Here is a 25,503-nt window from a genome sequence, read left to right as displayed (position 1 = left end):
TTTAAACAAATTATTAATCAGAATTCTGTTGCATTTGCAAGTTGAATTCAGCTTTACTTGAACTAATTTTATTCAATAATTAGGGATATTATTGAGTATTTCTCAGAGTTTGGTAAATTTGTGTAAAGATTTGTAAGACTTATTCTTGTATAAATTTGAATTATGTTCATAGTATTTACACAATAAGTCTTTTAGATTATATTTAATAGAGTTTATACAGAATAAGGAATAGGGCTATTGGTTATCAACACCCTAAAACCTTATTCGATATAATGTCTAATATTCTAAAATAATTTAATCCTAAGAATAAATATGCTTAAAATTTATTTAGATTGGAATGTCATTACTCATTGCAAAAAGGGTGATAGGTATGAAGATATACTTAATAAAGTTGAACTTTATGGAGATAAGTTTATATTTCCTTATTCAAATGCCCATATTAGAGATTTGCAAGTTAAACCGCAAACTGATAAAGCGTATTACAATATGGATGTAGAAATCTTAACCTCTATTTGCCGTGACCATCTTCTTAATTTAGATGGCAATAAAATTCTTCCTTTGTTTTGTTTGCCTGAAAATTATTTAAAAGAATTGGGGAGTACTATTCAGATCGTACAAAATGCAGAACTTTTATCTCCTTCATTGTATGTGGAACTGAAAAAACAAATTAAGAGTTCCATTTCAGATGATATTTACAAATCAATACAAGGAGCTAAACCACAAGAGGTTATTGATATAATAGATAAGTATATTAGGACCCAAACTACATTTAAGGGATTGGAAAATTTAATGACATCATGTTTACCTCAAATAGGGAAACTAATCAATGTAGAAGCTCAGTTCAAATGTATATGTTTAGGGTTAGATTTGTTTGGATATAGGCCTGAAAACAAATGTAAAGTAATAACAAATATAGATACTGATGCAAGTCATTTATTTTATGCATCTAATTGTGATTATTTTGTTACAGCAGATAGAAAACTCAGAGATAAGGCTATTGCAATGTATTCTTATTATAGAATACAAACAAAAGTGATTTCTCCTGAAGACTTGTTAGTATTACTAAAAGATTCAGAGAAACAGTATGTTTCGTTTGATTACGCAGAATCTTGCATTGAGAAGTATGGTACTCCTAGAATTGAGAATGATGGTGCTCATTATACAATTATGAGTAGCCCTGTGTTTGGATTGTTTAATGTCTGCCATAAATTGGAATCATATTGGGGATATAATGGTAGAATTAAGAGTGGATTGTTCCGCTACTGTTTTCAAAATACTCCTTATTTGTATTATGATGAAATAGAAAGCTTCTTAAACCTATTCGAAGGGTTTATTAGTGATGAGAATAAAGAAAGTTTCAGACATAATTATGTTTCACCAATCTTGTCGAGAGATATAAGTATTACAGATAAAGCTAAGTTTGATTTAGAAATTTTAGACAAAGGTATTCATATTACTTTATTAAGTGATCCATTTACTCCAGTTCCATGTCCTATGATGCAAATGATAATTTCACAATAGCATTTGTAATAGTGGCTAAAACGCAATAAAAGCGAATGTAAGACAAAAAATACTGTGTCCCCTGCTTTTATAGAATTATTTAATTTGTAATTTTGCGGTTATATTAATCAAAGTAGTATGGCTAAAGATATAAACCGGCTTAAAGTGGTTTTGGCTGAAAAAAAACGAACCAACAAATGGCTTGCAGAGCAATTACAGAAGGATCCTGCAACAGTGTCTAAATGGTGTACAAATGTTTCTCAACCATCATTGGAGACTTTAATAGAAATAGCAAAGGTATTGGGCGTTAATGTGAATGATTTAATTCGTTCATATTAAGGCTATCTGCGAATTGATACAAAAAATAGTGTAAAATATACTCTGACTTCATCAGGTGTGTTTGCTTGATGAACAACATTATGATAATAAAGTAATTAATGACATTGAAAAGAAAATATACATTTATAGATTTATTTGCAGGTTGTGGAGGCTTGTCTGAAGGATTTTACAGACAAGGCTTTGAGGCGTTAGCTCATATAGAAATTAATCATTGGGCATGTGAAACTCTTAGGGAGCGAATGCGTTATTATAATTACAAAGATGCAGAAGAAAAAGTAATCGAAGCCGATATAACATCTGATGATATCATTCCTAAAATAAATATAGCAGTAGGTTCTACGCCTGTAGATGTAATTATAGGGGGACCTCCATGTCAGGCATATTCCACAGCAGGAAGAGTTAGAGATTCAAAAGGAATGTCTTCAGATCCTCGTAATTATCTATTTGAGAGTTATGTTAGGATTTTGGAATTTTATCGTCCAAAGTTCTTTGTGTTCGAAAATGTGGTTGGGGTACTATCTGCGAAAGTTGAAGGTAAACCAATTTTCCCTCAGATTATTGGTGCTCTAGGAAAAGAATATGATGTAATCAGTGATCCCAAAATATTAACTCACAACACAGTTGAATACGGAGTACCCCAACTTAGAAAGAGAATTATTATTATGGGAGTTCGTAAAGATATTCAAGGGAAGCAAGCTATTGATTTATACAATAATGTATTAAAAACGCATTGGGCACCTGAAACACGAGAAGAAGATAAAAAAGGCTTAAAACGCTTCGTTGATGTAAAAGAGGCAATTGGAGATTTGCCAAAAGTTGAACCGGGACAGGATGCTTCTACAGACAAATTTGATTATAAATGCAATAATGATTTCTTAAAGCAAATTGCCAAGAAAGGAATACATCCTTTATATGATCATATTGCCAGGAGTCATAATGAACTTGACAGAGAACGCTTCCGCCAGATGATTTCACATCATTGGTCTTTTGGCCAATTAAGAAGAGAAATGCCACAATATGAGCATGAAAGAGCAAGACTGTTTGATAATAGTTATGTAGTTCAATGGTGGGATTTACCGTCAAAGACAATATTGGCCCATATTCATAAAGATGGTTTTCAATTCATTCACCCTGATGAATCTCAAGCCCGTTCATTTACTGTGAGGGAAGCTGCTCGTATACAATCTTTTCCTGATGATTTTGTTTTTAAAGGCAGTAGAGGAGAAAAATATAAACAGATAGGAAATGCAGTACCGCCATTGTTTGCAGAAGCACTGGCTATATCAATAAAAAAGAATTTAAATGATATTTGAATCAGTAAAACATATAACGAAAAAGAAAGAGTTTCAAGAATTGATACTCATATATATACGTATGATAGAAATAATTGCAAATAAAAATAAAATGACTGTTGCGATTATTTCGGAGCCATCTGATGCTGCATGTTCAGAGTTAATCAGTATGGGTATTATTGAGACTTCAGAAGATTTAGTTATTCTAAAGAAAGTTCTTGGAGCAAATTATATCCACTTTATTTCATCTGTGGAGTTCTATATTAACAATAAAATACTATATGGTAATTTATTGTATAGGTTAAGTAACAAACATCGTAAAGAACTTCAAGATAAAGTGAAGAAAGATAATGCTCCAAAATTTGCAGATTTCTTTTCTGGTGCCGGTGGCTTAAGTTGCGGTTTCTCTCAGGCTGGTTTTAAAGTCGTTTTTGCAAATGATCATGAAGATGTCTGTGTACAAACCTATCGTTTCAATCACCCAGAATTACCAGCAAACAAGGTTGTCAAAGAAGATATAAGAAAGATTGTAAATAATATCAATGACTATATTCCTGAAGAAATAGATATTGTTATAGGAGGTCCTCCTTGTCAGGGATTCAGTAGTGCTAACCAACAGCGTATTATTGATGATCCTAGAAATGAATTATATAAATATTACATTGAAGCTGTTAAGCGTATTGCTCCTAAATTCATTTTAATGGAAAATGTTCGTGGTATGTTGTCTGTTGCTGACCAGGTTGTAGAAGACTATAAGGCCATAAATATTAATAAGGATGGTAAGGAATACACCTATGATATATCTTATCGGCTCTTAAATTCTTCAAGTTTTGGTGTGGCACAAAGTCGTGAACGTTTAATTTATATAGCCGTTAGAAATGATGTTGCTTCTTTAGAAGGAATATCGGCTGATAAGATCTTTGAGGAAATAGAAGAAGCTTGTCGGAATAATGCCAAAGTAAATCTTCAGTCTGCTTTAGAGTTTATAAAACCTTTGGAAGCACCAAGAATAAAAGGTATGACAGAAGTTGATGATGACATTACAGGAAAGAAAATTGATAACAATGAATACGACAGTTGCGGTAATGATTATTTATGTATGATAAATGGTAATAGAAATATCCCTTTTGTCTTTAATCATAAGGCAAGATACTGTAGTGATGTAAATTACGAGATATTTAGGAGGCTTTCACCAGGTGAGGATTCAACCAGTCCTAAAATTGCTGATATTATGCCATATGCCCATAGGAATGGTATATTTAAAGATAAATATTACAAGTTGTATGCAGATAGACCTTGTCGTACAATAACTGCTCATTTGCGTATGGATTGTTTATCACATATTCATCCTTCTCAAATTAGAAGTATTACCCCAAGGGAAGCAGCACGTGTACAGTCATTTCCTGATGATTATGTTTTTTTAGGACCATATCTTAAAACTTATATGCAAATTGGTAATGCAGTACCAGTGATTATGGCAAAACAAATAGCAATGATTATTAAAAAGTATGTTTGATGAATAAGTCAATTTTTTATTATAAACAACTGACTGCAACAGAAGTCGGTAATAAAGGAACTCATGAAATATACATTCGTATGCCGAATGATTTTAATTCAGAAGATTTCTTTCAGGCTGAGTTAGAGAGTAATAATGGTGTTCTTGAAAAGAAATTTAAGGCTAAGAATCTTACTAAAGGACATGAAGACGATGATCTTATAGATTTAAGATTTGTTCATTTTGCTCAAAGTAATAATGAAAAGAGAATACCGAGTCTGGGAGATTTATTTAAGGCTAATGGAGTTCAAGAAAACGATGTTGTCCGATTGGAAAGTCGTATAAAAGATGGAAGCCCATCATTTTATATAACATTTTTACGTCCTGATGAAGCACAGATAAATCCTAAGTCCTTCTGTTTCTCTGTGATTAATGACAATACTCAAGATATTTGCGAACATTCCAAAAATCAGGAAGAAAAATGTCTCCAGCAAATATTTTATGGTGCACCAGGAACAAGTAAGTCATACACTATTAACAGAATTACAAGAGATAAAGAGGTTATCCGTACGACATTTCATCCTGATAGTGACTATTCTACATTTGTAGGAGCATATAAACCTACTACGGACATGTTGCCAATATGTAATGAGTTGGGAGAACCGATGAAAATAGGAGGAACATCATTACACAAGGAGCAAATTGTATATAAATTTGTGGCTCAATCATTTTTACAAGCATATATTAATGCCTGGAAGATGTGGTTAGATGGAACCCCACAGTATCTTGTGATAGAGGAAATCAATCGAGGTAACTGTGCTCAAATTTTTGGTGACCTTTTTCAATTGTTGGACCGCAATGATGCCGGATACTCGGACTATCCTATTACAGCTGATAAAGATATGCAAAAGCAGATCGGTAACGCTTTTGGAAAAATAAACTTGTCAAACGAGAAAATAATTGAGATAAATTCAATGTATAATGGCAAATCCATAGCTGAAAAAATATTTAATGGTGAACTGTTGGTATTGCCAAACAACCTATACATTTGGGCTACAATGAATACCAGTGACCAATCACTTTTTCCAATAGACTCAGCATTTAAACGTCGTTGGGATTGGACTTATATGCCTATTTCTGATGCAGGTAAAAGGTGGGTTATCGAGGTTAATAATAAACATTATGATTGGTGGGATTTCCTAACAAAAATAAATGATAAGATTGCTTCAACTACCAGTTCAGAAGATAAAAAACTTGGTTACTTTTTCTGTAAGGCTGACAAGAACAAAATAATTAAGTCAGATAGGTTTGTTGGAAAAGTATTATTCTACTTATGGAATGACGTATTCAAAGATTATGAGTTTAATAATGATATATTCAATGATGAGAGTGATTCTGATGTAGAAAATAAGAAATTATCATTTGATAAGTTTTATAAAGTAGATGGTGGAAACTCAATTGTTGTAGAAGACAAAGTAGAGTTGTTTTTACGTAATTTAGGTGTAACTCTTCTTACTGAAGAAAATAATAACCTTCCATATGGTGATGCTGTGGTAAGTTCTTCTAACGTAGAGATTAAGGTAAATGGGCAAAAAGTACAATATGTGAATGCCGTACCATATACAGCAATTGAACAGTATGTAAAGTTGAATCCAAATAAAACATCAGAAGAAATATTGCGTATATGGGATCCGTTTAAACAATATTCTATAAGAAAATGGATAGTTGCCGGTAAAGAAGAGCGTGAAGCCCATAAGGATGGTGAATATTCGTACGAAATATTTTGTGCGGATGGGAATCCAATATATGTAAATAAAGATGGTTGGATGTATCATCCAAGAAAAGGTTTGCGTGATACTATTTCAGAATTTATTCAGGCTGTGAATGCTGCAAATCTTGGTATAAAAATAGAGGAGAATTCGTTACAATAATGCGTATACTTATAGAAGAATATCAATATAATGTCACTGATGTAAAAGATACCCTCTATGGCATTGATGCTTTGGAGAATGTTGAGGGTAAAGTGTCTGTTCATTATGTAGGGTATTATTATAATACCTTACAGCGTGACTGTGTGTTTATTCTTCCAAAGGTTTTATTGATGGATGATAAGTCAAAAGACTCAAAGAAGGCAAATCTGGTTTTTGGTAAATATCGTCCTGAGGAAATACTTGATTTGGATGAACATAATCCGCTTACAAAAGAAGAACGTGATTTTGTCTATAAGTTTGCAGTCTGGATATATCGTGCAATTGTTGTATATAAGGATGATAAACAGTCTGATACAGGAATCGTATATCATAAAAGAATACAGCAAGTAGGAAGTGGCCGTCGCAGGAGGAGCAATACATATCTGGATATATTGCTTACACTTATCAGGTTTGCAAAGGAGAATCAAAGCTTTTTCTTCTATATTGTGAAGAATATGCATAGTGGGTTGAACAAGATTAATTGGACAAGGACTATAGCAAAGCAAGCAGCTATAATACAGGAAAATTCTCCGATTTATTTGAATCCGGCAAATAAAAAGCGTCAGATAAATTTTGATGAAGAACTGCTTGTCATATTCTTTTCAATATTGAATTATATTGGGGATAAATATGGTTTTACTAAGAATATCTGTGTTCAATTTCCACTTATTAAAGGACAAAAATTTGAAGCTTATCTGAATGGATATGGTTGTACGCGACTGCGACAGATAAAGTATAAGTATTTTTCCGATAAGGCTATAGAACTCTGGGAATTATGCTTTGCTTTTTTTGATGAATCCCGACATTTGCGTGTATCAACAGAACATAAAGAATATCTATTGGTTAAGAACTTCTATATAGTCTTCGAAGCTATAATAGATGAACTTATTGGAGATAAACCGTTACCTGATGGAATGGATAAGAAACAGGAGGACGGTAAAGTGGTTGATCACTTGTTTACAGCGCAGAGTCTGATTGATAATGAAGATAAGCAAACATATTATATCGGTGATAGTAAGTATTATAAAATGGGGCATGAACTCGGTTCTGAATCCATATATAAACAATATACTTACGCACGTAATGTAATTCAATGGAATCTTGATATATTTTTGGATAATAAAGAGCCGGAATCTGGAGTCAGGTTAAGGGATGACATAACTGAAGGATATAATATTATCCCGAATTTTTTTGTTTCTGCAATGATGAATGAAAAATTCGACTATGCAGATGACGGTATTGTGCAGACTCATAGAGAAAATAAGAGACATAAGAAAACGCATTATGAAAATCGCTTGTTTGACAGAGATACACTTCTTCTTTTTCACTATGACGTAAATTTTCTTTATGTACTCTCACTTTATGCCCGTGATGATAGAAGTCAAAAGAATAAATGGAAACAGAAAGTGAGAAGAATGTTCCGCAAGGAGATACAAGAGTGGTTGCAGCAGGATTACAGTTTCTATGCAATGCGTGCTAAGGTACACATAAATGGAGAAGAATATATAAAGCAGCATTTCAAGGAACTGATCGGTAAGGTGTATACACCTTATACGGATGAGACTGTATACTCATTAGCTCTTGATAGAAAGCCAGAAAATATAGAAACTAATCAGGAACTAATAGAAATGTTGCGTACTGCATTTTATGTGGAAGAATGCCGTTTAGGTCAGGATCCAAACGAAGTTCTTCCTGACGTTCAACCTATAGTAGAATATAATGCAGATAATACAGACCTTGCTCTCTGTATTGTAAAGGAAGGTGTTAATTTTGATAACGCTATATCAACTCTAAAGCGAACAGGAACTGTAGGTGTAGCTTTGCAAATGAATGGAGCAACACTTACTATAGTAGAAGGGTTTACAAAAGCAAGGTACTTATTGATACACAATAAAAGCAACCGATATGAACTGTTCATTTTTGATGGTACAGGACCGACATTGGTTCCTAAATCCAAGATGCAGGATGATGTGATAACAACAAAGAAAGATGCAGATTTATATTTGACTTATAAGGTCAAAACGGATGTTGCGGTTGACTTTGGAAAGCTGAACTTATTGCCAATAACAAGGAATCCGAAGACTAGTTATCATCCACAGCTGATTCCTATAAAAAGTTTTGTTACTGAATAATCATTTATGGCAGACCGATTGACAAAAGAACAGAGACATAAGAATATGTCAGCAATACGTGGCAAGAATACCAAGCCGGAATTACTGGTCCGTAAGTTCTTGTTCAGCCGGGGCTTCCGCTACCGGCTGAATCATCCTCGTCTGCCTGGGCATCCTGATTTGGTATTACGGAAATACAGAACTGTAGTATTTGTAAATGGATGTTTCTGGCATGGTCATGGCGGATGCAAGTACTTTGTACTACCGAAAACAAATTCAGAGTTCTGGAAGGACAAAATCCAGAAAAATAAGGAACGTGATATTAAAGAGCAAAAAGAGCTTGCTTCTATGGGATGGCATTGTATTACAGTATGGGAATGTCAACTTAAACCAGCATTTCGTGAACAGACTTTAAAATCATTGGAGTATACGCTTAATCATATTTTTTTGAGTGATAGAAGCGTAAAACGCTATGAAAACCATGAAGAAAAGCAATTGCTGGTTGCTGAATCTGAACCATATTTTAACGAATGTAAATGATTCTCAGAATCTAACTATATAGAAATTAGTTTTATTATTAGCTCCTTAAAAGCTAAATTGTACAAGTTACCGTTTGCAGTTCAATGTGTAATCTAAAAAAATAATATAATATCAAGTGGGAAAAAAATATTCGACAATTCAAAACTTAAAAAATAAAATAAAAAATATTTTTCAAGATAGAATGGAATTGATGAAAACAGTCATATGTAATAATTATTGTAAAATATTCTTTGTGATAGTTGCTCTAATAGTATTCATTTTTTCTTTTAAAATAAATAATAAAATGAATAGAGAAAATGAAATGAAAATTGGCATAAAAAGAACCAATGATTCAATAATGATGAATATGTCAGAAAGCGAACATGATAAAGCTCTTTATTTAGAAAATATATATCGTAGTATTGTTGATTCACCTAAAGATTCATTAATGCTTGAGATAAAAAGAAACCTTAGTAATATCTATTGGAGGGTAACAAGGATAGAGAATATAATTGAACGTGATACAATAAAATAAATCCATTATGTTTGATTTTACAACAGAGACTTTTAGTAGTCTTATTTCTATATTTAGCGCTGTAATAGGATTAGGCTATCCGGTATTACTACAAAGCATTCAGCGTATTGATGAACAATATTGTTCTGTCAGATTAGCCTATCGCTTCCAGCAGGAAATATCTTTTAAGTTTTTCCAATTTATATTATTCAGTAATATAATAATTTCAATCTTATCACCATTTGTCATTTATTTATTACCCGTTGATTTTTCAAATTATGTGGTATCTGTACAGACGGTATTTATATTAGCTCTCTTACTTTGCTCGTTTAATCTGTTTAATATAATAAGAATTTATTATTACCCTAAAGATCTTATAACTAGGCTGGAGAAATCTTCTGAAGAACTGAAACCTAAAGATATTAATTTACTACAAGAAGACGAGAACAATAAATATGTTAATGAGCTAATGAATATTTTTGATATCTCCGTCTATGGTTCTCAAAAAGAAAATTATGATATTTATTTTTCTGCATTATCAATTGTTCTTCATAATTTTAGTGATTATCATAATAGTTCAGATGTAGAAAAACCTGTTGTTTATCCTAAAGGAATGATGAGAATACTGGACGAAATCAGGAGACATTCAGTAAAATCTAATGAACAAAAATTTTTCTATAAATACAATAGTATTACTCCATTTATCTATAATGAAAGTTTTAAAAGAAAAATCTCAGAAGAAACTTATCACTATATTTGGACTACCTTAAATGATGTTATTAACTCAAATAATAAAGGATGGTTTAATCAATATTGGAGTTATTCTGATCAATATTATAGATTTGTACTTTCACCTATTATGAGAGAAGAAAATTCTATTATTAATGATACAGATAAGAATCGTTTTTTTGAACTGCATGTAATGATTGGCGCTTTACTAGTGTATAATAAAAAATACGACTGGCTTAAAGATATAATGTATTTTACAAATCAGACTCCAGCTCACTATGATTTAATTCCTGGAACATTTATTGCTATTCTAAATTTGGCAAAAAAGATAGATTCGATGGCATCATTTATGCACCATCGACTTCTTTCTTCTGTTTATCCTTTTGTAGGTATGAAAGCAGATGTAAATACTAGCTATTATATTCAAAATGAGTCTACTAAATATTTATCTTTACTCGTTGTCAGATTGTTTATATTTAATGACTATAATATTAACTATTGTGAACCTTTAGAACTGCCTTCTGTTCCTAATAATATTAGTGATAATAAATACAACATTGGAATATTAAGATCCATTATTAATGGTGTTGATTTTTGGTACGATGGTAAAAACATAAAAAAAATTCATTTTAATAGTACAATTCCTCAAAAAAAAGAGGTTATAGGGTTATTAAATTCGTATATAAAATCTTGCGAAGAAAAAATTAAAGATATTATAGATAACCCCAAAATTGATAAAAGGAAAATATCTCGTATAAAAGATGAACTTTATAACTATGAAGAAAAATACAAGAAAAATGTTATTACTGATAAATCACCATATCTTAATGAGATAGATAAAGAATCGTACTGTTCAAGAAATATGAATTTACCTTATTTTTATAAGTTTGAAAGAAGTGAGATTTGTGAAGGTGTTCAAAATATTTCTGTAAACTTGGAAGAGGTTTTGATGCAATCTTTATTTAACAATCTTCAAAGGTACTATACTTCATTTTTCATAACAATAAGAAGCAATACAGATTATACAATTCAGCATTCCGATATACTAAAAGCACTTGATTGTTTGGAGCTTGATTCAACTCAACATATTATTTTTTGTCAAGGTGTATATTTGGGTAATTTTGAAGATCTTTATGGTAGACAGGAAAATCTAACAATTTATAATGATGAAATATATTATAAAAATATTCCAGTAATAGACATACCATCTCAAGAACGTTCTCTACTTATTTTGAAAAAGACGGATGTACCATTTTACGAATTCCTTAAAAAAGTTGATGAAAAGGATGAACATTTTGCATTAATTAAATCTGAAAGTTCATTGTATTCTAATATAGATAATATAGACCCTATAAATCCTATTTTAGAACTTAAATATTATCTAAGATTCTATTATAAAGATGAATTTAAATATATAAGAATTAAGATATCATATAATCTACCTATTGGAAACGTGGGTGACATAAATAAAATACAACCATTTTAGTCATACAAATTAATAGTCAAAATATACTCAATAAAAGTGTGCCATGATTATTCTTGAGTTATTTTTTATGGGCAACTTTATTTTAATAAAAAGTTATTTCCATATAAGCATAAAAATATCATTACACACTTTTTGTGAACTTAAAGCTGTGTTCTAATGCTTGTAAATAGAAATTATAGGTCTGAACTTATGCTCTTGATTTTTCGGTGTTTCCTGAATAGTACCTGACTGCAAGGAATGAAGCCAGGCCTTATTCTCCTTTTGCCCTTCCACTTCAGTAGAAGACCATAACCAGCATTCACCCGGATTCAGATTAATCGGAGTTCCACCGACTTCAGTTATACATTCATTAATCTGATACCGGACAGCGAACAGATAAGAGAGTTGCCGGACAGAAGGAATATAGGCCGATTGTCCATAACTCCACAAATCAAAAGATTTGATAGCTATTGGTGATTGGACTTCCTCATTATTGAACAAAGAATAGGTATTCTCATTTCCATCCTCATCAGTCAATGATGCAGAAGTCCCCTGGTCAATACCAAGACTGTCGGCAAAAGCCAGCGGTTCCATATCATGAATGTAAACTGCATAACCAAGATTGTCAGTTTCTGCACTACGGTTTACATGGAAAACTATGGCAACAGCTTCTTTGTCAGATTGCTTGAATTTGTCCATGGACAATATATTTCCGTCCGAACAAACCACATTGCCAACCTGAAGGGAAGATAACAGTTCGGTAACTTCTTCATGTTGGCAATGGCAGGAAGTGAGCATCAGCCCACTCCATGCCAGTATCGGTAATAAAAATCTTTTCAGTTTCATAACAATGGAATTTCAAATGACCTGATTACACATTGCGCTTCCTTGTCCATAATAAACCAGTATTCAGAACGGTATGGCTGTCCGTCAGAATCAGTGGCTTCATACTCAACCTTCACTTTCCATCCGCTGAACGGCTTGCGTTCCAGACTGGCTTCATCACCTGCAGTATTCAGTTCTTCCGTAACCATCAGAGAGCGGAGTGCCGTCATGGCATCCATCTGACGTTTCATCTGTCTGGACATCCCGTGACATTCTGAATCCGGATTATCAAAATCCGTATTCTCCATAAACCTGCGGCTGATTTTCATCATGGCCACAGAAAGAGCCATTTTCTCCTTCATGCTAACATACTCACGGCCAAAGACAGAATCCGGTTTGCTGATTCCGACAATCTTTACGGATTCCGGATTGTCCACCAAAGCTATCAGTGCCTTTCTGGCCATATCCTGTGCCTTATTCCCGCTATTGCCGGAACAGCCGGTTCCCATTCCGAGCAGAACTGCCACTGCAGGCAGTATCAGTAGTTTCTTTCCCTGTTTCATATCTTTACGATTTGAAGTTTGTCCGGAGCCAGACCGAGACGCCTGCGGTAAATGGAACCGTCCTCCCGGTACATCTCCAGTTCGGATGAAGTAATGTTCTTATCACAAAGCTCTTTCGCCTCTTCCAGTGTCAGCTGATGGCCGCCTATATTCCTCCAGATGGCGAATGAACATGGTGCTTCCTGATTGCTGTAGTTGGAACAGTTGAAAGCCCTTGTTCCCACACGTACCTCGCCGCCGCAGTGCGGACACCTGCCGATAACAGACTGCATATTGACTGCACCGTCATCAGCAAGTTCCAGCACTGTCGGGAAAGTCTTTCCTTCCTTGGTGGAGAATCCGTCCAGAAGGATTCGGCGTTTCTCCAGAAACTCAGCAATCTCCCCGTCATTCATTTTCCGGTTGCCGATGATGGCATTGATGTTGAGCACACAAGAAGGATGCTCACCTGTGTTGTTTTCGCAGCGATACCCCTTGCAGGTCTTCACCACGTTGCCGCCGCAGAACGGACAGCGTCCTATAATCTTCTTTTCTGAATCCATATTCCTGATAAGTTACATTGTTTGAATTAATTGAATGAGAACCCCCGGTTCCAGTCCGCAACGATTCCTCCTATGATGTTCTTGCCGGACATCACGTTTGCCCATCCTTCCGGGTCAAGAGAGAACCAGAGGTCGTTCCATGAGAGTGTGCGTACCTGCCATGCCAGGATAAAGAGGTCGGTGTTGACGGCCTCCAGTCTGGTCAGTACCTCGTTTGCTATGTAGTACCGCTCGGAAGAACTGAGCAGGTTTACCTTGTGCTTCTCCTTACCTCCGTCAGAACCGCCTGTATCATAGCTTCCGGAAGTCACCAGCTGCTTCATGAACGGATAAAGCGCAGCCATCTGGGTTGCGGCATCAGCCAGCTCGTCCGAGACGATTGCAGCGATGGCCGTACCCTTCAGGTTACTGCCGACCGATTTGAGCAGCAGGCTGCAGTTCTGTGGTATCTCCGTGCCCACCAGTTCTCCGGCACGCTTAATCTGATAGAGATTCTGCATGGCACCCTGTGCATTGGAAAGATATTCCAGCATCTTGTCCTCCACACTGTGTACCCTGTCGAGAGCAACCGTTACGGCAGTCTCGGTAGCAATGATTTTCTCGTGTGCCTTCTGACGTTTGTCATAGATATTCTTCAGAGTGGAAGTCTGTGCAAAGACAGCACCCGTCAGCGTTGGGTCTGTCTGTTGTGCAAAAGTGTCTGTACCTTTCAGCAGAAAAAACGCTAAAGCAATCACTACCGTTATTCTTAACTTGATTTTGTCCATATCATTCAGATTTTACGTCCTTTATTCCTTTGTTCGCTCAGATTCTGTTCACGTTCCTCTTTGTGTGGTGAAATCACCGGCTCCATAGGCCTGTTCAGCAGACAGTCGTTCCAGTCCTTGAAAGCCTTTGGAGGAAGCCACTGTCCCATACGGTACCGGATGTTCAGCTGCCTGGCAACCTGGGCCGGTAGGGGGCGCTCCATGTCAGGCTCGAATACCTTTCCCTTCGCTTCAATACGGATGCCGCCGTCAGTCCTGCTTATCTTCATCTGAATACCTTCCTGCAGAGCCATCATGCGCAGTCCGTATATCCTTCCGGCCAGGTCGTTGTCAAAACAGTCGAAGGCACGTGCATTGGGAAAACGCTCCATGACTCCGGTTATCTGCCTGTCGGAAAATGTGCCGCCCAATGAAACAAGAGCTGCACTGTCCCCAATCTGTATTCGGTTCATCTGGTAGAAGGCCATAGCATCAAATGCAGATTCACAGAAAAACACGCTTCTTACATTGTCCGGACTGATACCCGAAGGAACAGCCACCCATGCCGAAGATGACGAATCAGTACCGGCAGCTTTCGACTTGTAACCGCCATGTCCTCTGATTTCATACCCCCTGACTTCATTTCCCTTTCCGTCAGTATATGGGAATCCGATATTGTAGCCTTCAAACTTCCCGTTGTTCCTGTCCCTTATAAGGGAAATAAAGGGTGAAAGAACCGTAACGGTCGCTTTGGACAGTCCGCGCCGGAAAAACAGTCCGGGTATTTTTTCGGTGTCAACCGGCTTCACCTCATATCTGGAAGGTTCAAACACACCGCATGATTTACCTGCCGATTTTATATACTCCCTGTCCTCCCTGTATTCAGGTTCAGGCATGTTGGCGAAACGTGCCATGACCTTGGCTATCTTCTGCCACTCATCCTTTCCTGATACCGTAAAGGAAGAAAGATTCTCACGGATGAGTGTCACCACATCGCCCTTGGAACCGTCACGCCGGAAGAACGTCTGTGCTGCCTTGTCGTTCGGATGGCTGACAATCAGCGTATCCCTCCTGTTACCGCCTTCACCGAGCACCAGCTCGATGTAACGTCCGACACCGGCCTTCCTATCCAGACGGTATCCCAGGGCGTATGCAATATCGTCAATCCCCACACGGGATTTCATTTCCCTGAAATTAACCTTGTAGTCACTCATGCTTTCCGATTAAAGATGTTATACAGAATTTCATATACCAAGTCCTGTACCGGCATTCCGGTTCTGGCCCATCATGGTAATCTCCGGTTCGTATGTCTTTCGTGCAGTCATGTTCAGGAAAGCCTCCTTGTCCTTCCAGTCCGTAAGCTGGAAGAATGTCCTGGCCGTTTCCCTGGAAACCTTCTTCAGTCCCAGCTCCACGCCATCGTATGACGCACGGATGGCATAGTCTCCGGAACGGGTCTTGACAATGGCCGCATTCCTGAAAGGCATCTCCTCGTCCGCACTGACAGGAGCCAGCGGGTCATTCTTTGCCAGATAAGGCTGTTCGCCGAGAGCCAGACGCTGTTTGTCCACATGGTCAAGAATCAGGTCGGAAGCCTTATTTACGTCAGCCATGACCGATACGATAAACTTCGGTTCCTGTTTCAGTACACCAATCCACGAGTCCAGATAGGCAGCCGAGTTGTCCGTTATCCTGGAATCAAATCCCATGGAATGGCTGATCATGGCAGCCGTAAGTTCCGCCACCAGCTCCTCCTTGGCATATTTCGGGTCACCGAACCTTCCGCCCATCTCCCTGTTCAGACGCTCCGGTGTCATGGTGGAGTGAGTCATTTCATGCAGCATGGTAGAATAATACTCCATTCCGCCACGGTAGGTTTCTTCCGGAGAATCACCGATATTGAACTGCGCCTTCATGGGCAGCACCACAATATCCTTCGAGGGAGAATAATAGGCACCGTTCTCACGCTTGTCGGCACGTATCGGGCATAGCCACTGCTGCGTCTCCACCATACGGTCGAGTGCGGCATGGGTGTACATACCTTCCGTATCCCTAAGTTCCGGAACCTTGAACTTGTCCATAAGCTTCTGCATCCTCTCCGGCTGCACTTCGGCCAGATTGGTCTGTGCCACATTGTACACCGGGAAAGACTTGATGAAAGGAATAACATCCATATTCTTCTTCTCTTCCTTGCTCATTGTACGGTATTCCTCCGTGCTTATCCTCTTGCCGTGACTGTCCTTTATCATCATATCCCAGTACACCACCGGGAAAGCCTTTTCACCCTTCAGGACATGAGCCTTCAGGTTATGCGCCTGCTTGAAGGTCAGATATACCGGAAGCTGGTAGTTCATGGCTGCAGTATGCATCTGGAGGAAGAAGGAATTGGAACCGGAATAGTTGCGGCCACCCACATTCTGCGGAAGTCCGGCATAACCCGATGCACCGCCAATCCATCCCTGTTTCCATCCGGTATCCTTCATCTGCTGCATACGCTCAATCATCATTGCAGCGAAGCGGTCTATGGCCGCCTGTCCGCTGTTTCCCTGAGAGTCAGTTCCAGATGCCATAGCTGTCGTCATCCATTACCTGACGGTCCATCTGCTCGATGTCCGTCTGTTCCACATAGAACTCAGCCGATTCATCCGAAGGGTCAGTACCGTGTGAACGGCACCACTCCAGATAATCATCTGCATTCCCACTGTCCATAACAAAGCGGAGGAAACCTATCTTGCCCTCCTGCAGAAGCTCCACAAGCTCCTCATGATTCATTTTAGCTGACATATAACTTGTATTTTAGTTTTCTGATTATGTTACATTTTCATAGAAGCCGTTTTCTCTACCTTTGCGGTGTTGGCTGCAAGCATACCTGTTATCTCCGTATTCAGGTACTTGGCCGCAATCTGTTCCCTTGTGGCCGTCTTGGTCTTGAAAAGCGAATAACCGTCATCAAAGGAGATTTCATGTCGGGAAGTCTGTCCCTTTTCTCCGAGGTCAACTGACACCTTCCATTTGTTGTCATTCCTGTCCTTGGCCACACGCACACCCTTGGGGTCAACACCTTCAGGAAGCTGATACTTCTCGTATGCAGACTTCAGATGCAGACGTTCCCCGAAGTTCTTTTCAATAAGCTGGTTTGGAGTTGCCACCCTGTCAAAGTAGGCATTCAGGTCCTGGCGTGAAGCCACGGCAGACATGTTCGTATCCCCAACCTGAACATAGAACTTGTATTTCCCAAAGTCAGGACGCTGCTCGTCTTTCTCCTTATAGACATTGAACTTGTTAACGGTTATAGAACCGTCCGGTCCTGCAATCTCCATTGGCATACGGAAGGCTTCCTCAGATACCTTCGGCATCAACTTTGTCGGATAGTATCGTTCCATCAGCTGCGGCACCGTCATTTCCTTATTCTGATAGGCAGCAAGGTCGGCTGCATCCATCTTCTGCGGCTTGAGCTGCTGTCCGTCAATCTTTGCGGTAAAGTACCAGTCGGCAGGATTGGTGGTACTCTGGTAGGCATGACCATGAGTCACTTTTTCACCGTTGGCAGTCACCATCTGCGGCTCACGGGGTTTTCGTTCCTGGGCTGTCTCCGTTTTCTGTCCGTCCTTCTTTTCGGCCTTTACCTCATTATCCGTCCCGGTCTCAGCTTTGGTTTCAGCTTTGGCCTTCGACTTCTTTTCCCTTGCAGGTTTTACATCTACAGTGTTCTCCACTGTTCTGTCAGGGGCTTCCTGCGCACCCTGTTCCTTTTTCTTCTTTCCCATATCTGTACTGTTTTGAATGGTTCTGTCATTATTCTCAGCCTTGTCCTGTCCGACCTTCTTCTTCAAAGGAGTGTCCAGTTCATCACAGATTGCGACCCTGATTCCGGAACGTATCAACCTGGGCAGATAAACGTCCAGTGCTGATTGAGGGAATGATGCAACCTTTACCGGTCTCTTGTAGTCAGGCTGAATCCTGTCTGTAATCTCGATGGCAAGCACTGCGGCAGCCTTGACGGCATCCTGCTTATAGAGTTCATAGAAACTGTTCCGTCTGAACAGCAGCATGGCATCCGGATGCTTCTTCTTCAGTTCGTTGAACTGCCGTATGATACCGTTATCATTATCTGAATCTGTCTTTTTTGCCATAGGAATCAGTATTAGAGTTTAAGGCTGTTTGCTTTTGTTTCCTTCCGGGATGGAGAGAGTGAAATGGCACGCTCCACGGACTGTCTGTCCACCACCTTCTGATACTCCCAACGGTTCTTGTCAGTCATGACAAGGCCGAGGTATTCAGGATGAATCTCATCATAGCGGAGCTTCTGCTGTCTTTCCCATTCCTTCATGTCCCCCTTGATAAGCCTGAATCCCTGCTGCTCCTTCAGGTCAATGCCGACTGAAACCTTCTCGCCGCCCACATTCAGTTCAACAGGTTTTCCCTCCCGTACCTGCTGCTTCTGCTGCATACCCAGTTCAATGTCGTTTACCTTCTCCATGTCCTTCAGACGCTGCTCCAGCTTGATGTCTGTAACACGTCTGTGAATGACGGATTTCGTTTCCGGATCAAGCTGGAGATACTGCTGAGTCTTTTCACAGTTTACGTTGACCGCCTTCTGTATTACCTCACCTCTGGCCAGGCGTTCAGCCTCCTGCTGAGTGAGATTGAGAACCTTGTTGCGTTCCCGGTCCAGTTCGGCACGTACCGGATAAGCAATCAGAGCCGGAGCACCGTTTTTGTCTGTAGTCATCTGAAGCTTCATCGGCATGGTGATGATGCTGCCGTTCCTTGCATTGATGGATACCTGCATGATGGGAGTCACTTCACCTGCCATCAGCTTCTCCTTCACTTCCATGGGTAAGCTGTCCGCCTTTTCACGGTCGATACCCAGTATTGCCAGTTTTTCGTATGGCAACAAACCGGACTGATTTCTGTTGTGCATTTCCATATTACTGTAATTAAGCTGTTATATTTGCGGTTCTAACCGCCTGAATGCCACAAATGTATTCACGGCAATCTCCTGAAAAAGAAATGCACAACACTATTCTGATTTTATTGCTACTGATGTTTTTGCCGGTAAGCGTATCGGCACAGTTCTATACGATAACCAGAGATTCGGAAATTCGGCCTACAGAAAGACAAAAAGAAGCCTATAAGCATGTAGAAAAGGATGTTATAGAAAGGGAAAAGAGTAAGATGCTGGCAAAGGATACCCTGATTGTCAGGCTGGACAATCAAAAGGAATTGGATGATAACAGCCGGAATAGTGACAGGAAAACATCCCTGAAAACAGGGCAGCAAAAGAAAACAGATGATATTACGAAATCAGAAAACAATCTTCCTGAACTTACCATCCCCAATCTTTATAAAGAAATCATAAGAAATGGAATCCTACACCCCAAAATCGTATTGGCCCAGGCTATACTGGAGACCGGATGGTTCCGTTCATCAGTATGCCTAAACAAGCATAATCTTTTCGGACTTACCAATCCATGTACAGGGAAATACTATGAATTCAATCATTGGACAGAAAGTGTCCGGGCTTATTATACAAAAGTACAATATAAGTATAAAGGTGGTAACTATCTGCTTTGGCTTGATGAAATTGGATATGCAGAAGATCCGAATTATATAATATCGATTATTAGCATATTAGAGTTTATATCGAATAATTGATTAAAATTGGGTAAGTCACTATAAATAATGATTGTCGCCTAAATATAAAACTCCATATTTATTATCATAAATAATAAGTATATTATACTTATTGTTCAGCTTAAATTTCGATCAAACTTTCCTTTGAGTTCATATCTTAAAATCACTATATTTGCGTTCAAAACAGATAAATACAGTTTTATGGAAGATTTAAATAGATTAAAACTAGTTTTAGTTGAGAAGAAAAAAACAAATAAGTGGCTTTCTGAAAAATTAGGTGTTAATACAACTACTGTTTCTAAGTGGTGTACAAATACATCTCAGCCGGATTTGTATACACTTAAAAAGATTTCTTTGATATTAGGTGTCAATATCAAGGAATTATTATGCGATACTTTGTAGCAAATTACTGTTTAGAACATTTAAAATAATTATGGCGAAATTTATAACTTGTTACGACAAAAACCTACAGGAAGTTGCAGAGTTTTTAAAGATACTAGTATCAAATAATGACTCCATTAATAACCTGGATTTTAATTTGGTACAATTTAAGAATCAAGAAATAGTATCTAAAGAATATGTCCTATATATAGGAAAGAAAAGTGTGAATAAGAAATCGAAAATGTTTAAAGATGCATATAATAAGTATGGAATTCATATAGGCTATTATGGAAAAAATGCTTGGGTATATTGTGAAGACTTTAATTGGACAGAGAAATCCTACTCTAATTTAAAAAAGGATCTTATAACTATATTGAAAGATTTAAATTTAAACTATAAAAATATAGATGATGATATAGCCCAACAAGTGGAAAATATCAAAAACGGAAAAGATTGGGAAAATGTAGTAAATAGTTGTAAGAACAATGATGAAAGAATTCGTTCGGTATGTGTTTGGATGGCTGTATCCTGTAAGACGCCTTACCAAAGGATTTTCGGACATTTGGGATTTCTGTTTGCGTGGATATACAAGATATTAGAGAATTATTTCACTAAAAGTGAAAAAAGAAAACATCAAAATTTATTGGCAGTTGTTATTTTTTATCGTTTTTACTTGGAAGAATTACTAAAGATAAATGATGAATGTAATGATAATTTAAGTGATTTAACGGAAGGTAGTAATGATTCGGAAGATAGTAAAAAAAAAACTTTAGAAACGGAGTAAGTTACTTTATTAATGAATTAGGTGTATATGTAGGAGCTGAAAGTACCAGATTAACTAACGGGGAATATTTAAATAACATTCAAGTTGAAATTGATAAATTAACACAAGCTATGAATGATTTTAAAGGAAATAATAACCCTCAGTTGAAAGGATATATAGCAGAAGTTTGGCATACTTATACACTTAATATTAATGCAACTGCTAATCGTAGTACAGAAAGAGCATCAATGGTAAACTCAAATAAGTTAGGCTCTGTTGATGTCACTACTAGTTGGGGAGAAGACTATAGTCTGAAATATTACAAAGATGGCGCAAGCAGTGCTATGGCCCAAAGTCATCCTTTAGAGTGGGCTTATCAAAGATACATTCACAGCCTAAAGGATAAAAGTAATATCCCGAATAGGAGGGATTTCCTGTCAATGAATGGCATAGACCCTAATACAGATATGATGTTAGGTATGTATGAAGGTCAGGCTCGACTTATACCAACGGATCAAATAAAAGATGCAATTGTTGCTTTAGATAAGCAAATATCAAAAGAATTAAATAATCTGAATAATCCAGATAGAGAGCAGATTGCTAAAATATTACAAGATGTAAGGTCTAAGCTTACTGATCATTTATCCTCACCTGTGGGAGATCAATCAATGCCTTTGACAGAGGATATGGCTAAAGAACTTGCAAAATTGGGCAAGGAAGGAAAGTTTGATCCTAGAAGATATGATATAACGATTGCTAAACAAGCTGACATAAGACATATATGCACAAATATATTTAATGCAGGATTGAATGCTGCCTGGGTTTCTGCTCTTATTAAAATACTGCCTAATATTTATAAGCTAATAATAAATATGATTAACGATGAGAAATTGAGAGAAGAAGATTTATTAAATATAGGCAAATCAGGACTATTAGGAGGTGCTCAAGGCTTTGTATTGGGAACAATTACTGCGTCTATTACTACCTATGCAGAGATGGGAGTACTTGGTGATTCTTTGAAGGCTTTATCTATGTCAGAAAATTTTGCTCCTGCTGTTTCTACCATTGCAGTATTTGCTGTACAAGCTATTTGTGATAGTTATAAATTAGTCAAGGGAAAAATGTCAGAAGAAGAGTTTGCAGTAAATACTGAAAGAAACTTGTATATAGCATGTGGAGGTATTATAGGTGGATTAAGTATGCAATTAATTTGGGAAGTGCCCGTTTTGTCTTATGCTTTAGGTAGTCTTATAGGTTCTATTTTAGGTGGATTTATTTTTACAACCAAAGAACATATAATGATGTCTCTATGTGTTAAAGGAGGATATACTGTTTTTGGTTTAGTTAAGCAAGATTATTCATTACCTAAAGATGTTTGTAAAAAACTTGGATATGATGTCTATGGTATAAGTGATTATGAATATGAAAAATATATAATGGAAAAATACGATAATGAAAAATATCAATTCGAACATTATCAAAAAGAAACTATTGATGTCATTATATTGAAAAGAGGCGTTATAAGTTGTAGGAAAATAGGATATATATTATAAAATAAATACTTTCATAATGGATGATAAAATCAACATAGTCAAGACTTCGGTGATATACACACTGCAGGAATAGTATGTATATTCAATGAGTATCAGAAGATACTAGCTAAGGTGGTGACGATAGAGGGTGTGTATAGGCAGAATCCGAAATCGGGCAACTTCTATGACAATGCTTTCACCAGAAAATTAAGGCTGCTCCAGTCTATGTATAGGGTTGAGATAGCCTAAGCCAGTGGAACTTTATGTGGTGCTGGTGGCTATTATATTGTTTTTGATAAATAATTAATATGGATAAGATTCAGGATATAACAAAAGTGAAGCAATACGTTCTATCCATTATATCTGATAACAATATTGAAGGTTGCGGTATAATGGTCGGAGATATGTTTATAACAGCAGGTCATGTAATAAATAAATGTGTAAACCCAAGCATAAGATGGAACGGTAAAAAAATACCTTTGATAAATCCGATAGTTTTCCATAATGATGAGAATGATTCTGATAGTTATGATATAGCAGTATATTCTATACCAAATGCCAAAAGTCTGCTGGTCCTTTCTGATGTTGTTCCAGAAAAAGGTGATGTATTGAAAAGTTGTAGTTGGCGAATGTTAGGTGAAGAATATGTAGAGTGTAATGCTATAGTAAATGGATTAAAAGATGGGAATTACTATGCTGCTGAGACTGATGAACAGCTTAAATCAGGAAGTAGTGGTGGTCCTGTATTTCTTAATGGAGAAGTTGTAGGGATATTATGTGCTGGAAATTGTAATGATGATAATACACCATGCAACACAGAATGGCCATTAAATTTATGTGTATTCTTATCCTCAAAAGTAATTTTAAAGTTATTAGAAAAGAACTGATTACAGTAAACAGTAAAAATGGAAAAGATAAAGATAAATACAGACGATGGTATAAGTGTAGAAGCAAGTGTACCAATAATTGTGTCAGCAAGCCGTGCTACAGATATACCTGCCTTTTATGCAGACTGGTTCCAGGAAAGGCTGCATAAAGGATACTCAGTTTGGAAAAACCCTTTCAATGGGGTAAAATCTTATGTGGCATACGATAAGACAAGGCTTATTGTATTCTGGTCAAAGAATCCGACTCCACTTCTTAAGACAGGAGGTTTATTGGACTATTTAGATAATAGAGGCATAAATAGCTATATCCAGTTTACATTGAATGACTATTATGAAGAGAAACTGGAGATGGGTGTACCATCATTAAGTAATAGAATGGATACATTCAAGAGGTTGGTTGATAGATTAGGATATGGAAAAGTAATATGGAGATTTGACCCATTGATATTAGCCAAAGGTTTGATAGTAGATGATCTCTTGGAGAAGATTTACAATATAGGAGTCAAATTGAACGGATATACAGAGAAACTTGTCTTCAGTTTTGCTGATATTTCGTCATATAAGAAGGTACAGAACAATCTCTATAAGAACAATATTCAGTATAGAGAGTTTTCACAGGAAGATATGATAGAGTTTGCTACTGGGCTCGTGGATATGAACAAGGAATGGAAACTCGAACTGGCTACGTGTGCAGAAAAGATAGACCTGGATATGTTTGGTATCAAGCATAACAAGTGTATAGATGATGAATTGATGATAAAGTATTTCTCTGATGACATGCTGCTGATGAACCATATAGGTGTAGAAGTTACGAAGGATATATTCGGAGAGATTAGTGTTGAATATAAGAAAAACAAGAAAGATAAAGGTCAAAGGAAAGTCTGCGGATGTATAGACAGCAAGGATATTGGAGAGTACAATACATGTCCGCATCTTTGTGAATACTGTTACGCAAATTCGAGCAAGGAGATTGCTAAACAGAATTATATGAAACATAGAGAAAATCCGCACAATGAAAATATAACCGGTAGATAAAGGAATGAGAGAATACTATGAACATATAAAAGCGAAAGCATCTCTTTCTATGCAAGATGTAATAGAAACATGTAGAAGTTTAACGCCTTCAGATTATAAGACAAGACCATATAGATTTCCAGATCTTCATAATGGTGTTGCTTTATTAGACAATGAAGATGCTTTAAATTGTTATATTGCTGCCTATGGGGAAATGCATATGATAAAATGTAGATCAGCTTTACAGAACTTTCCTTTTGATAATATATCAGGGAGTATTGAAATTGTTGATTGGGGATGCGGGCAAGGTATTGGTTCAATGTGTGTTGTTGACTGCTTTAAAGAACATGATTTACTACAATGGTTAAAACAAATAACACTTATAGAACCGTCAAAATTTGCATTGGAAAGGGCAGAAATAAATCTTACAATTGCAACTAATGGTGCTGTATGTATACAGCCAATACAAAATTATTTACCTGGAGCAGGAAAAGAAAATGAAATTCATGAATTAGGTTACAGATATAAAAATGTTATTCATATATTTTCTAATATACTAGATATTGATAGCATTGATTTAGGTAAACTGGCAAATATTGTAAGTGATAAAAGCAGAAATAATATTATTCTATGCATCGGGCCTAAAAATAGTAATGCATATAAGATTGAACAGTTCTGT

24 protein-coding genes and 1 pseudogene are annotated in these 25,503 nt (G+C 36.9%); 16 read left to right on the top strand and 9 right to left on the bottom strand.

The genetic code is table 11. The features are described 5' to 3' along the window. The first annotated feature begins 312 nt into the window (after positions 1 to 312). From DXD78_RS20390 to DXD78_RS20350, 9 genes are all read left to right on the top strand, one after another. Positions 313 to 1,521, top strand: a complete 1,209-nt coding sequence (locus DXD78_RS20390; RefSeq protein ID WP_117652944.1) for a hypothetical protein — start codon at positions 313 to 315, stop codon at positions 1,519 to 1,521. A gap of 117 nt (positions 1,522 to 1,638) precedes the next feature. Further along, positions 1,639 to 1,839: a helix-turn-helix transcriptional regulator gene (locus tag DXD78_RS20385; protein ID WP_117652943.1), complete on the top strand. Its 201-nt coding sequence runs from the start codon at positions 1,639 to 1,641 to the stop codon at positions 1,837 to 1,839. A 98-nt stretch (positions 1,840 to 1,937) separates the two neighbouring features. Further along, a complete protein-coding gene (locus DXD78_RS20380) occupies positions 1,938 to 3,152 on the top strand; it encodes a DNA cytosine methyltransferase (RefSeq protein ID WP_117652942.1) in 1,215 nt (404 codons plus the stop codon). After that, complete coding sequence (locus DXD78_RS20375) at positions 3,142 to 4,647, top strand: DNA cytosine methyltransferase (RefSeq protein ID WP_117652941.1); 1,506 nt, start codon at positions 3,142 to 3,144, stop codon at positions 4,645 to 4,647. Before DXD78_RS20380 ends, DXD78_RS20375 begins: the two co-directional genes overlap by 11 nt. Further along, on the top strand, positions 4,647 to 6,557 hold the full coding sequence (locus tag DXD78_RS20370) for an AAA family ATPase (protein ID WP_233534027.1): 1,911 nt from the start codon (positions 4,647 to 4,649) through the stop codon (positions 6,555 to 6,557). The genes DXD78_RS20375 and DXD78_RS20370 overlap by 1 nt, the downstream gene beginning before the upstream one ends. Then, positions 6,557 to 8,728, top strand: a complete 2,172-nt coding sequence (locus DXD78_RS20365; RefSeq protein ID WP_117652940.1) for an LlaJI family restriction endonuclease — start codon at positions 6,557 to 6,559, stop codon at positions 8,726 to 8,728. The genes DXD78_RS20370 and DXD78_RS20365 overlap by 1 nt, the downstream gene beginning before the upstream one ends. A gap of 6 nt (positions 8,729 to 8,734) precedes the next feature. Then, on the top strand, positions 8,735 to 9,247 hold the full coding sequence (locus tag DXD78_RS20360; protein WP_117652939.1) for a very short patch repair endonuclease: 513 nt from the start codon (positions 8,735 to 8,737) through the stop codon (positions 9,245 to 9,247). Positions 9,248 to 9,362: 115 nt separating this feature from the next. Continuing rightward, the gene (locus DXD78_RS20355) at positions 9,363 to 9,761 is read left to right on the top strand and encodes a hypothetical protein (RefSeq protein WP_117652938.1); all 399 of its coding nucleotides are present in this window, start codon (positions 9,363 to 9,365) and stop codon (positions 9,759 to 9,761) included. Positions 9,762 to 9,768: 7 nt separating this feature from the next. After that, positions 9,769 to 11,955 carry a hypothetical protein gene (locus DXD78_RS20350; protein ID WP_117652937.1) on the top strand — a complete coding sequence of 729 codons (2,187 nt, stop codon included), beginning with the start codon at positions 9,769 to 9,771 and terminating at the stop codon, positions 11,953 to 11,955. A gap of 153 nt (positions 11,956 to 12,108) precedes the next feature. On the opposite strand, the gene DXD78_RS20345 is transcribed toward DXD78_RS20350, so the two are convergent. From DXD78_RS20345 to DXD78_RS20305, 9 genes are read right to left on the bottom strand one after another with little or no spacing between them, the layout of a single operon-like run. After that, positions 12,109 to 12,780, bottom strand: a complete 672-nt coding sequence (locus DXD78_RS20345; RefSeq protein ID WP_117652936.1) for a hypothetical protein — start codon at positions 12,778 to 12,780, stop codon at positions 12,109 to 12,111. Continuing rightward, positions 12,777 to 13,322: a hypothetical protein gene (locus DXD78_RS20340; RefSeq protein ID WP_117652935.1), complete on the bottom strand. Its 546-nt coding sequence runs from the start codon at positions 13,320 to 13,322 to the stop codon at positions 12,777 to 12,779. Before DXD78_RS20340 ends, DXD78_RS20345 begins: the two co-directional genes overlap by 4 nt. Beyond that, the gene (locus DXD78_RS20335; protein ID WP_117652934.1) at positions 13,319 to 13,864 is read right to left on the bottom strand and encodes a topoisomerase C-terminal repeat-containing protein; all 546 of its coding nucleotides are present in this window, start codon (positions 13,862 to 13,864) and stop codon (positions 13,319 to 13,321) included. Before DXD78_RS20335 ends, DXD78_RS20340 begins: the two co-directional genes overlap by 4 nt. Positions 13,865 to 13,890: 26 nt before the next feature. Beyond that, positions 13,891 to 14,631 carry a hypothetical protein gene (locus DXD78_RS20330; RefSeq protein ID WP_117652933.1) on the bottom strand — a complete coding sequence of 247 codons (741 nt, stop codon included), beginning with the start codon at positions 14,629 to 14,631 and terminating at the stop codon, positions 13,891 to 13,893. 5 nt (positions 14,632 to 14,636) lie between these two features. Next, positions 14,637 to 15,824, bottom strand: a complete 1,188-nt coding sequence (locus tag DXD78_RS20325) for a toprim domain-containing protein (protein WP_117652932.1) — start codon at positions 15,822 to 15,824, stop codon at positions 14,637 to 14,639. A gap of 30 nt (positions 15,825 to 15,854) precedes the next feature. Then, positions 15,855 to 17,180 (bottom strand): ArdC family protein, encoded by a 1,326-nt coding sequence (locus DXD78_RS20320; protein ID WP_117652931.1) that lies wholly within the window; start codon positions 17,178 to 17,180, stop codon positions 15,855 to 15,857. Further along, on the bottom strand, positions 17,164 to 17,394 hold the full coding sequence (locus tag DXD78_RS20315; RefSeq protein WP_117652930.1) for a hypothetical protein: 231 nt from the start codon (positions 17,392 to 17,394) through the stop codon (positions 17,164 to 17,166). The genes DXD78_RS20320 and DXD78_RS20315 overlap by 17 nt, the downstream gene beginning before the upstream one ends. A 29-nt stretch (positions 17,395 to 17,423) precedes the next feature. Continuing rightward, entirely contained in the window at positions 17,424 to 18,743 is a 1,320-nt protein-coding gene (locus DXD78_RS20310; protein WP_117652929.1) for a DNA mismatch repair protein MutS, read from the bottom strand. Between the two features lie 11 nt (positions 18,744 to 18,754). Then, positions 18,755 to 19,540: a DUF4099 domain-containing protein gene (locus DXD78_RS20305; RefSeq protein WP_117652928.1), complete on the bottom strand. Its 786-nt coding sequence runs from the start codon at positions 19,538 to 19,540 to the stop codon at positions 18,755 to 18,757. A gap of 83 nt (positions 19,541 to 19,623) precedes the next feature. Between DXD78_RS20305 and DXD78_RS20300 the strand changes: the two genes are divergently transcribed. From DXD78_RS20300 to DXD78_RS20270, 7 genes and pseudogenes are all read left to right on the top strand, one after another. Continuing rightward, positions 19,624 to 20,268 (top strand): glucosaminidase domain-containing protein, encoded by a 645-nt coding sequence (locus DXD78_RS20300; protein ID WP_117652927.1) that lies wholly within the window; start codon positions 19,624 to 19,626, stop codon positions 20,266 to 20,268. Between the two features lie 180 nt (positions 20,269 to 20,448). Then, positions 20,449 to 20,649, top strand: a complete 201-nt coding sequence (locus DXD78_RS20295; protein WP_117652926.1) for a helix-turn-helix transcriptional regulator — start codon at positions 20,449 to 20,451, stop codon at positions 20,647 to 20,649. Positions 20,650 to 20,680: 31 nt separating this feature from the next. After that, a complete protein-coding gene (locus tag DXD78_RS20290) occupies positions 20,681 to 21,412 on the top strand; it encodes a hypothetical protein (RefSeq protein WP_117652925.1) in 732 nt (243 codons plus the stop codon). A gap of 110 nt (positions 21,413 to 21,522) precedes the next feature. Beyond that, a complete protein-coding gene (locus DXD78_RS20285) occupies positions 21,523 to 22,944 on the top strand; it encodes a hypothetical protein (protein ID WP_117652924.1) in 1,422 nt (473 codons plus the stop codon). A 287-nt stretch (positions 22,945 to 23,231) separates the two neighbouring features. After that, positions 23,232 to 23,810, top strand: a complete 579-nt coding sequence (locus DXD78_RS20280) for a serine protease (protein WP_117652923.1) — start codon at positions 23,232 to 23,234, stop codon at positions 23,808 to 23,810. An 18-nt stretch (positions 23,811 to 23,828) separates the two neighbouring features. Then, positions 23,829 to 24,845: a DUF1848 domain-containing protein gene (locus tag DXD78_RS20275; protein WP_117652922.1), complete on the top strand. Its 1,017-nt coding sequence runs from the start codon at positions 23,829 to 23,831 to the stop codon at positions 24,843 to 24,845. 4 nt (positions 24,846 to 24,849) lie between these two features. Next, positions 24,850 to 25,503 (top strand): annotated as a pseudogene (locus DXD78_RS20270) (recombinase RecQ); the annotation flags it as partial.

It is taken from the genome of Bacteroides sp. D20 (genome assembly GCF_003436255.1).
Classification (GTDB): domain Bacteria; phylum Bacteroidota; class Bacteroidia; order Bacteroidales; family Bacteroidaceae; genus Bacteroides; species Bacteroides uniformis.
Note: the sequence above shows the minus strand (reverse complement) of the source record. Positions and strands in the feature narration are given on the sequence as shown.

What these genes read in the sequence shown, in the direction of transcription:
- DXD78_RS20390 (WP_117652944.1), top strand. Translation starts at nt 313, where the DNA reads ATGCTTAAAATTTATTTAGATTGGAATGTCATTACTCATTGCAAAAAG.
- DXD78_RS20385 (WP_117652943.1), top strand. Translation starts at nt 1,639, where the DNA reads ATGGCTAAAGATATAAACCGGCTTAAAGTGGTTTTGGCTGAAAAAAAA.
- DXD78_RS20380 (WP_117652942.1), top strand. Translation starts at nt 1,938, where the DNA reads ATGACATTGAAAAGAAAATATACATTTATAGATTTATTTGCAGGTTGT.
- DXD78_RS20375 (WP_117652941.1), top strand. Translation starts at nt 3,142, where the DNA reads ATGATATTTGAATCAGTAAAACATATAACGAAAAAGAAAGAGTTTCAA.
- DXD78_RS20370 (WP_233534027.1), top strand. Translation starts at nt 4,647, where the DNA reads ATGAATAAGTCAATTTTTTATTATAAACAACTGACTGCAACAGAAGTC.
- DXD78_RS20365 (WP_117652940.1), top strand. Translation starts at nt 6,557, where the DNA reads ATGCGTATACTTATAGAAGAATATCAATATAATGTCACTGATGTAAAA.
- DXD78_RS20360 (WP_117652939.1), top strand. Translation starts at nt 8,735, where the DNA reads ATGGCAGACCGATTGACAAAAGAACAGAGACATAAGAATATGTCAGCA.
- DXD78_RS20350 (WP_117652937.1), top strand. Translation starts at nt 9,769, where the DNA reads ATGTTTGATTTTACAACAGAGACTTTTAGTAGTCTTATTTCTATATTT.
- DXD78_RS20345 (WP_117652936.1), bottom strand. Translation starts at nt 12,780, where the DNA reads ATGAAACTGAAAAGATTTTTATTACCGATACTGGCATGGAGTGGGCTG.
- DXD78_RS20340 (WP_117652935.1), bottom strand. Translation starts at nt 13,322, where the DNA reads ATGAAACAGGGAAAGAAACTACTGATACTGCCTGCAGTGGCAGTTCTG.
- DXD78_RS20335 (WP_117652934.1), bottom strand. Translation starts at nt 13,864, where the DNA reads ATGGATTCAGAAAAGAAGATTATAGGACGCTGTCCGTTCTGCGGCGGC.
- DXD78_RS20330 (WP_117652933.1), bottom strand. Translation starts at nt 14,631, where the DNA reads ATGGACAAAATCAAGTTAAGAATAACGGTAGTGATTGCTTTAGCGTTT.
- DXD78_RS20325 (WP_117652932.1), bottom strand. Translation starts at nt 15,824, where the DNA reads ATGAGTGACTACAAGGTTAATTTCAGGGAAATGAAATCCCGTGTGGGG.
- DXD78_RS20320 (WP_117652931.1), bottom strand. Translation starts at nt 17,180, where the DNA reads ATGGCATCTGGAACTGACTCTCAGGGAAACAGCGGACAGGCGGCCATA.
- DXD78_RS20315 (WP_117652930.1), bottom strand. Translation starts at nt 17,394, where the DNA reads ATGTCAGCTAAAATGAATCATGAGGAGCTTGTGGAGCTTCTGCAGGAG.
- DXD78_RS20310 (WP_117652929.1), bottom strand. Translation starts at nt 18,743, where the DNA reads ATGGCAAAAAAGACAGATTCAGATAATGATAACGGTATCATACGGCAG.
- DXD78_RS20305 (WP_117652928.1), bottom strand. Translation starts at nt 19,540, where the DNA reads ATGGAAATGCACAACAGAAATCAGTCCGGTTTGTTGCCATACGAAAAA.
- DXD78_RS20300 (WP_117652927.1), top strand. Translation starts at nt 19,624, where the DNA reads ATGCACAACACTATTCTGATTTTATTGCTACTGATGTTTTTGCCGGTA.
- DXD78_RS20295 (WP_117652926.1), top strand. Translation starts at nt 20,449, where the DNA reads ATGGAAGATTTAAATAGATTAAAACTAGTTTTAGTTGAGAAGAAAAAA.
- DXD78_RS20290 (WP_117652925.1), top strand. Translation starts at nt 20,681, where the DNA reads ATGGCGAAATTTATAACTTGTTACGACAAAAACCTACAGGAAGTTGCA.
- DXD78_RS20285 (WP_117652924.1), top strand. Translation starts at nt 21,523, where the DNA reads ATGAATGATTTTAAAGGAAATAATAACCCTCAGTTGAAAGGATATATA.
- DXD78_RS20280 (WP_117652923.1), top strand. Translation starts at nt 23,232, where the DNA reads ATGGATAAGATTCAGGATATAACAAAAGTGAAGCAATACGTTCTATCC.
- DXD78_RS20275 (WP_117652922.1), top strand. Translation starts at nt 23,829, where the DNA reads ATGGAAAAGATAAAGATAAATACAGACGATGGTATAAGTGTAGAAGCA.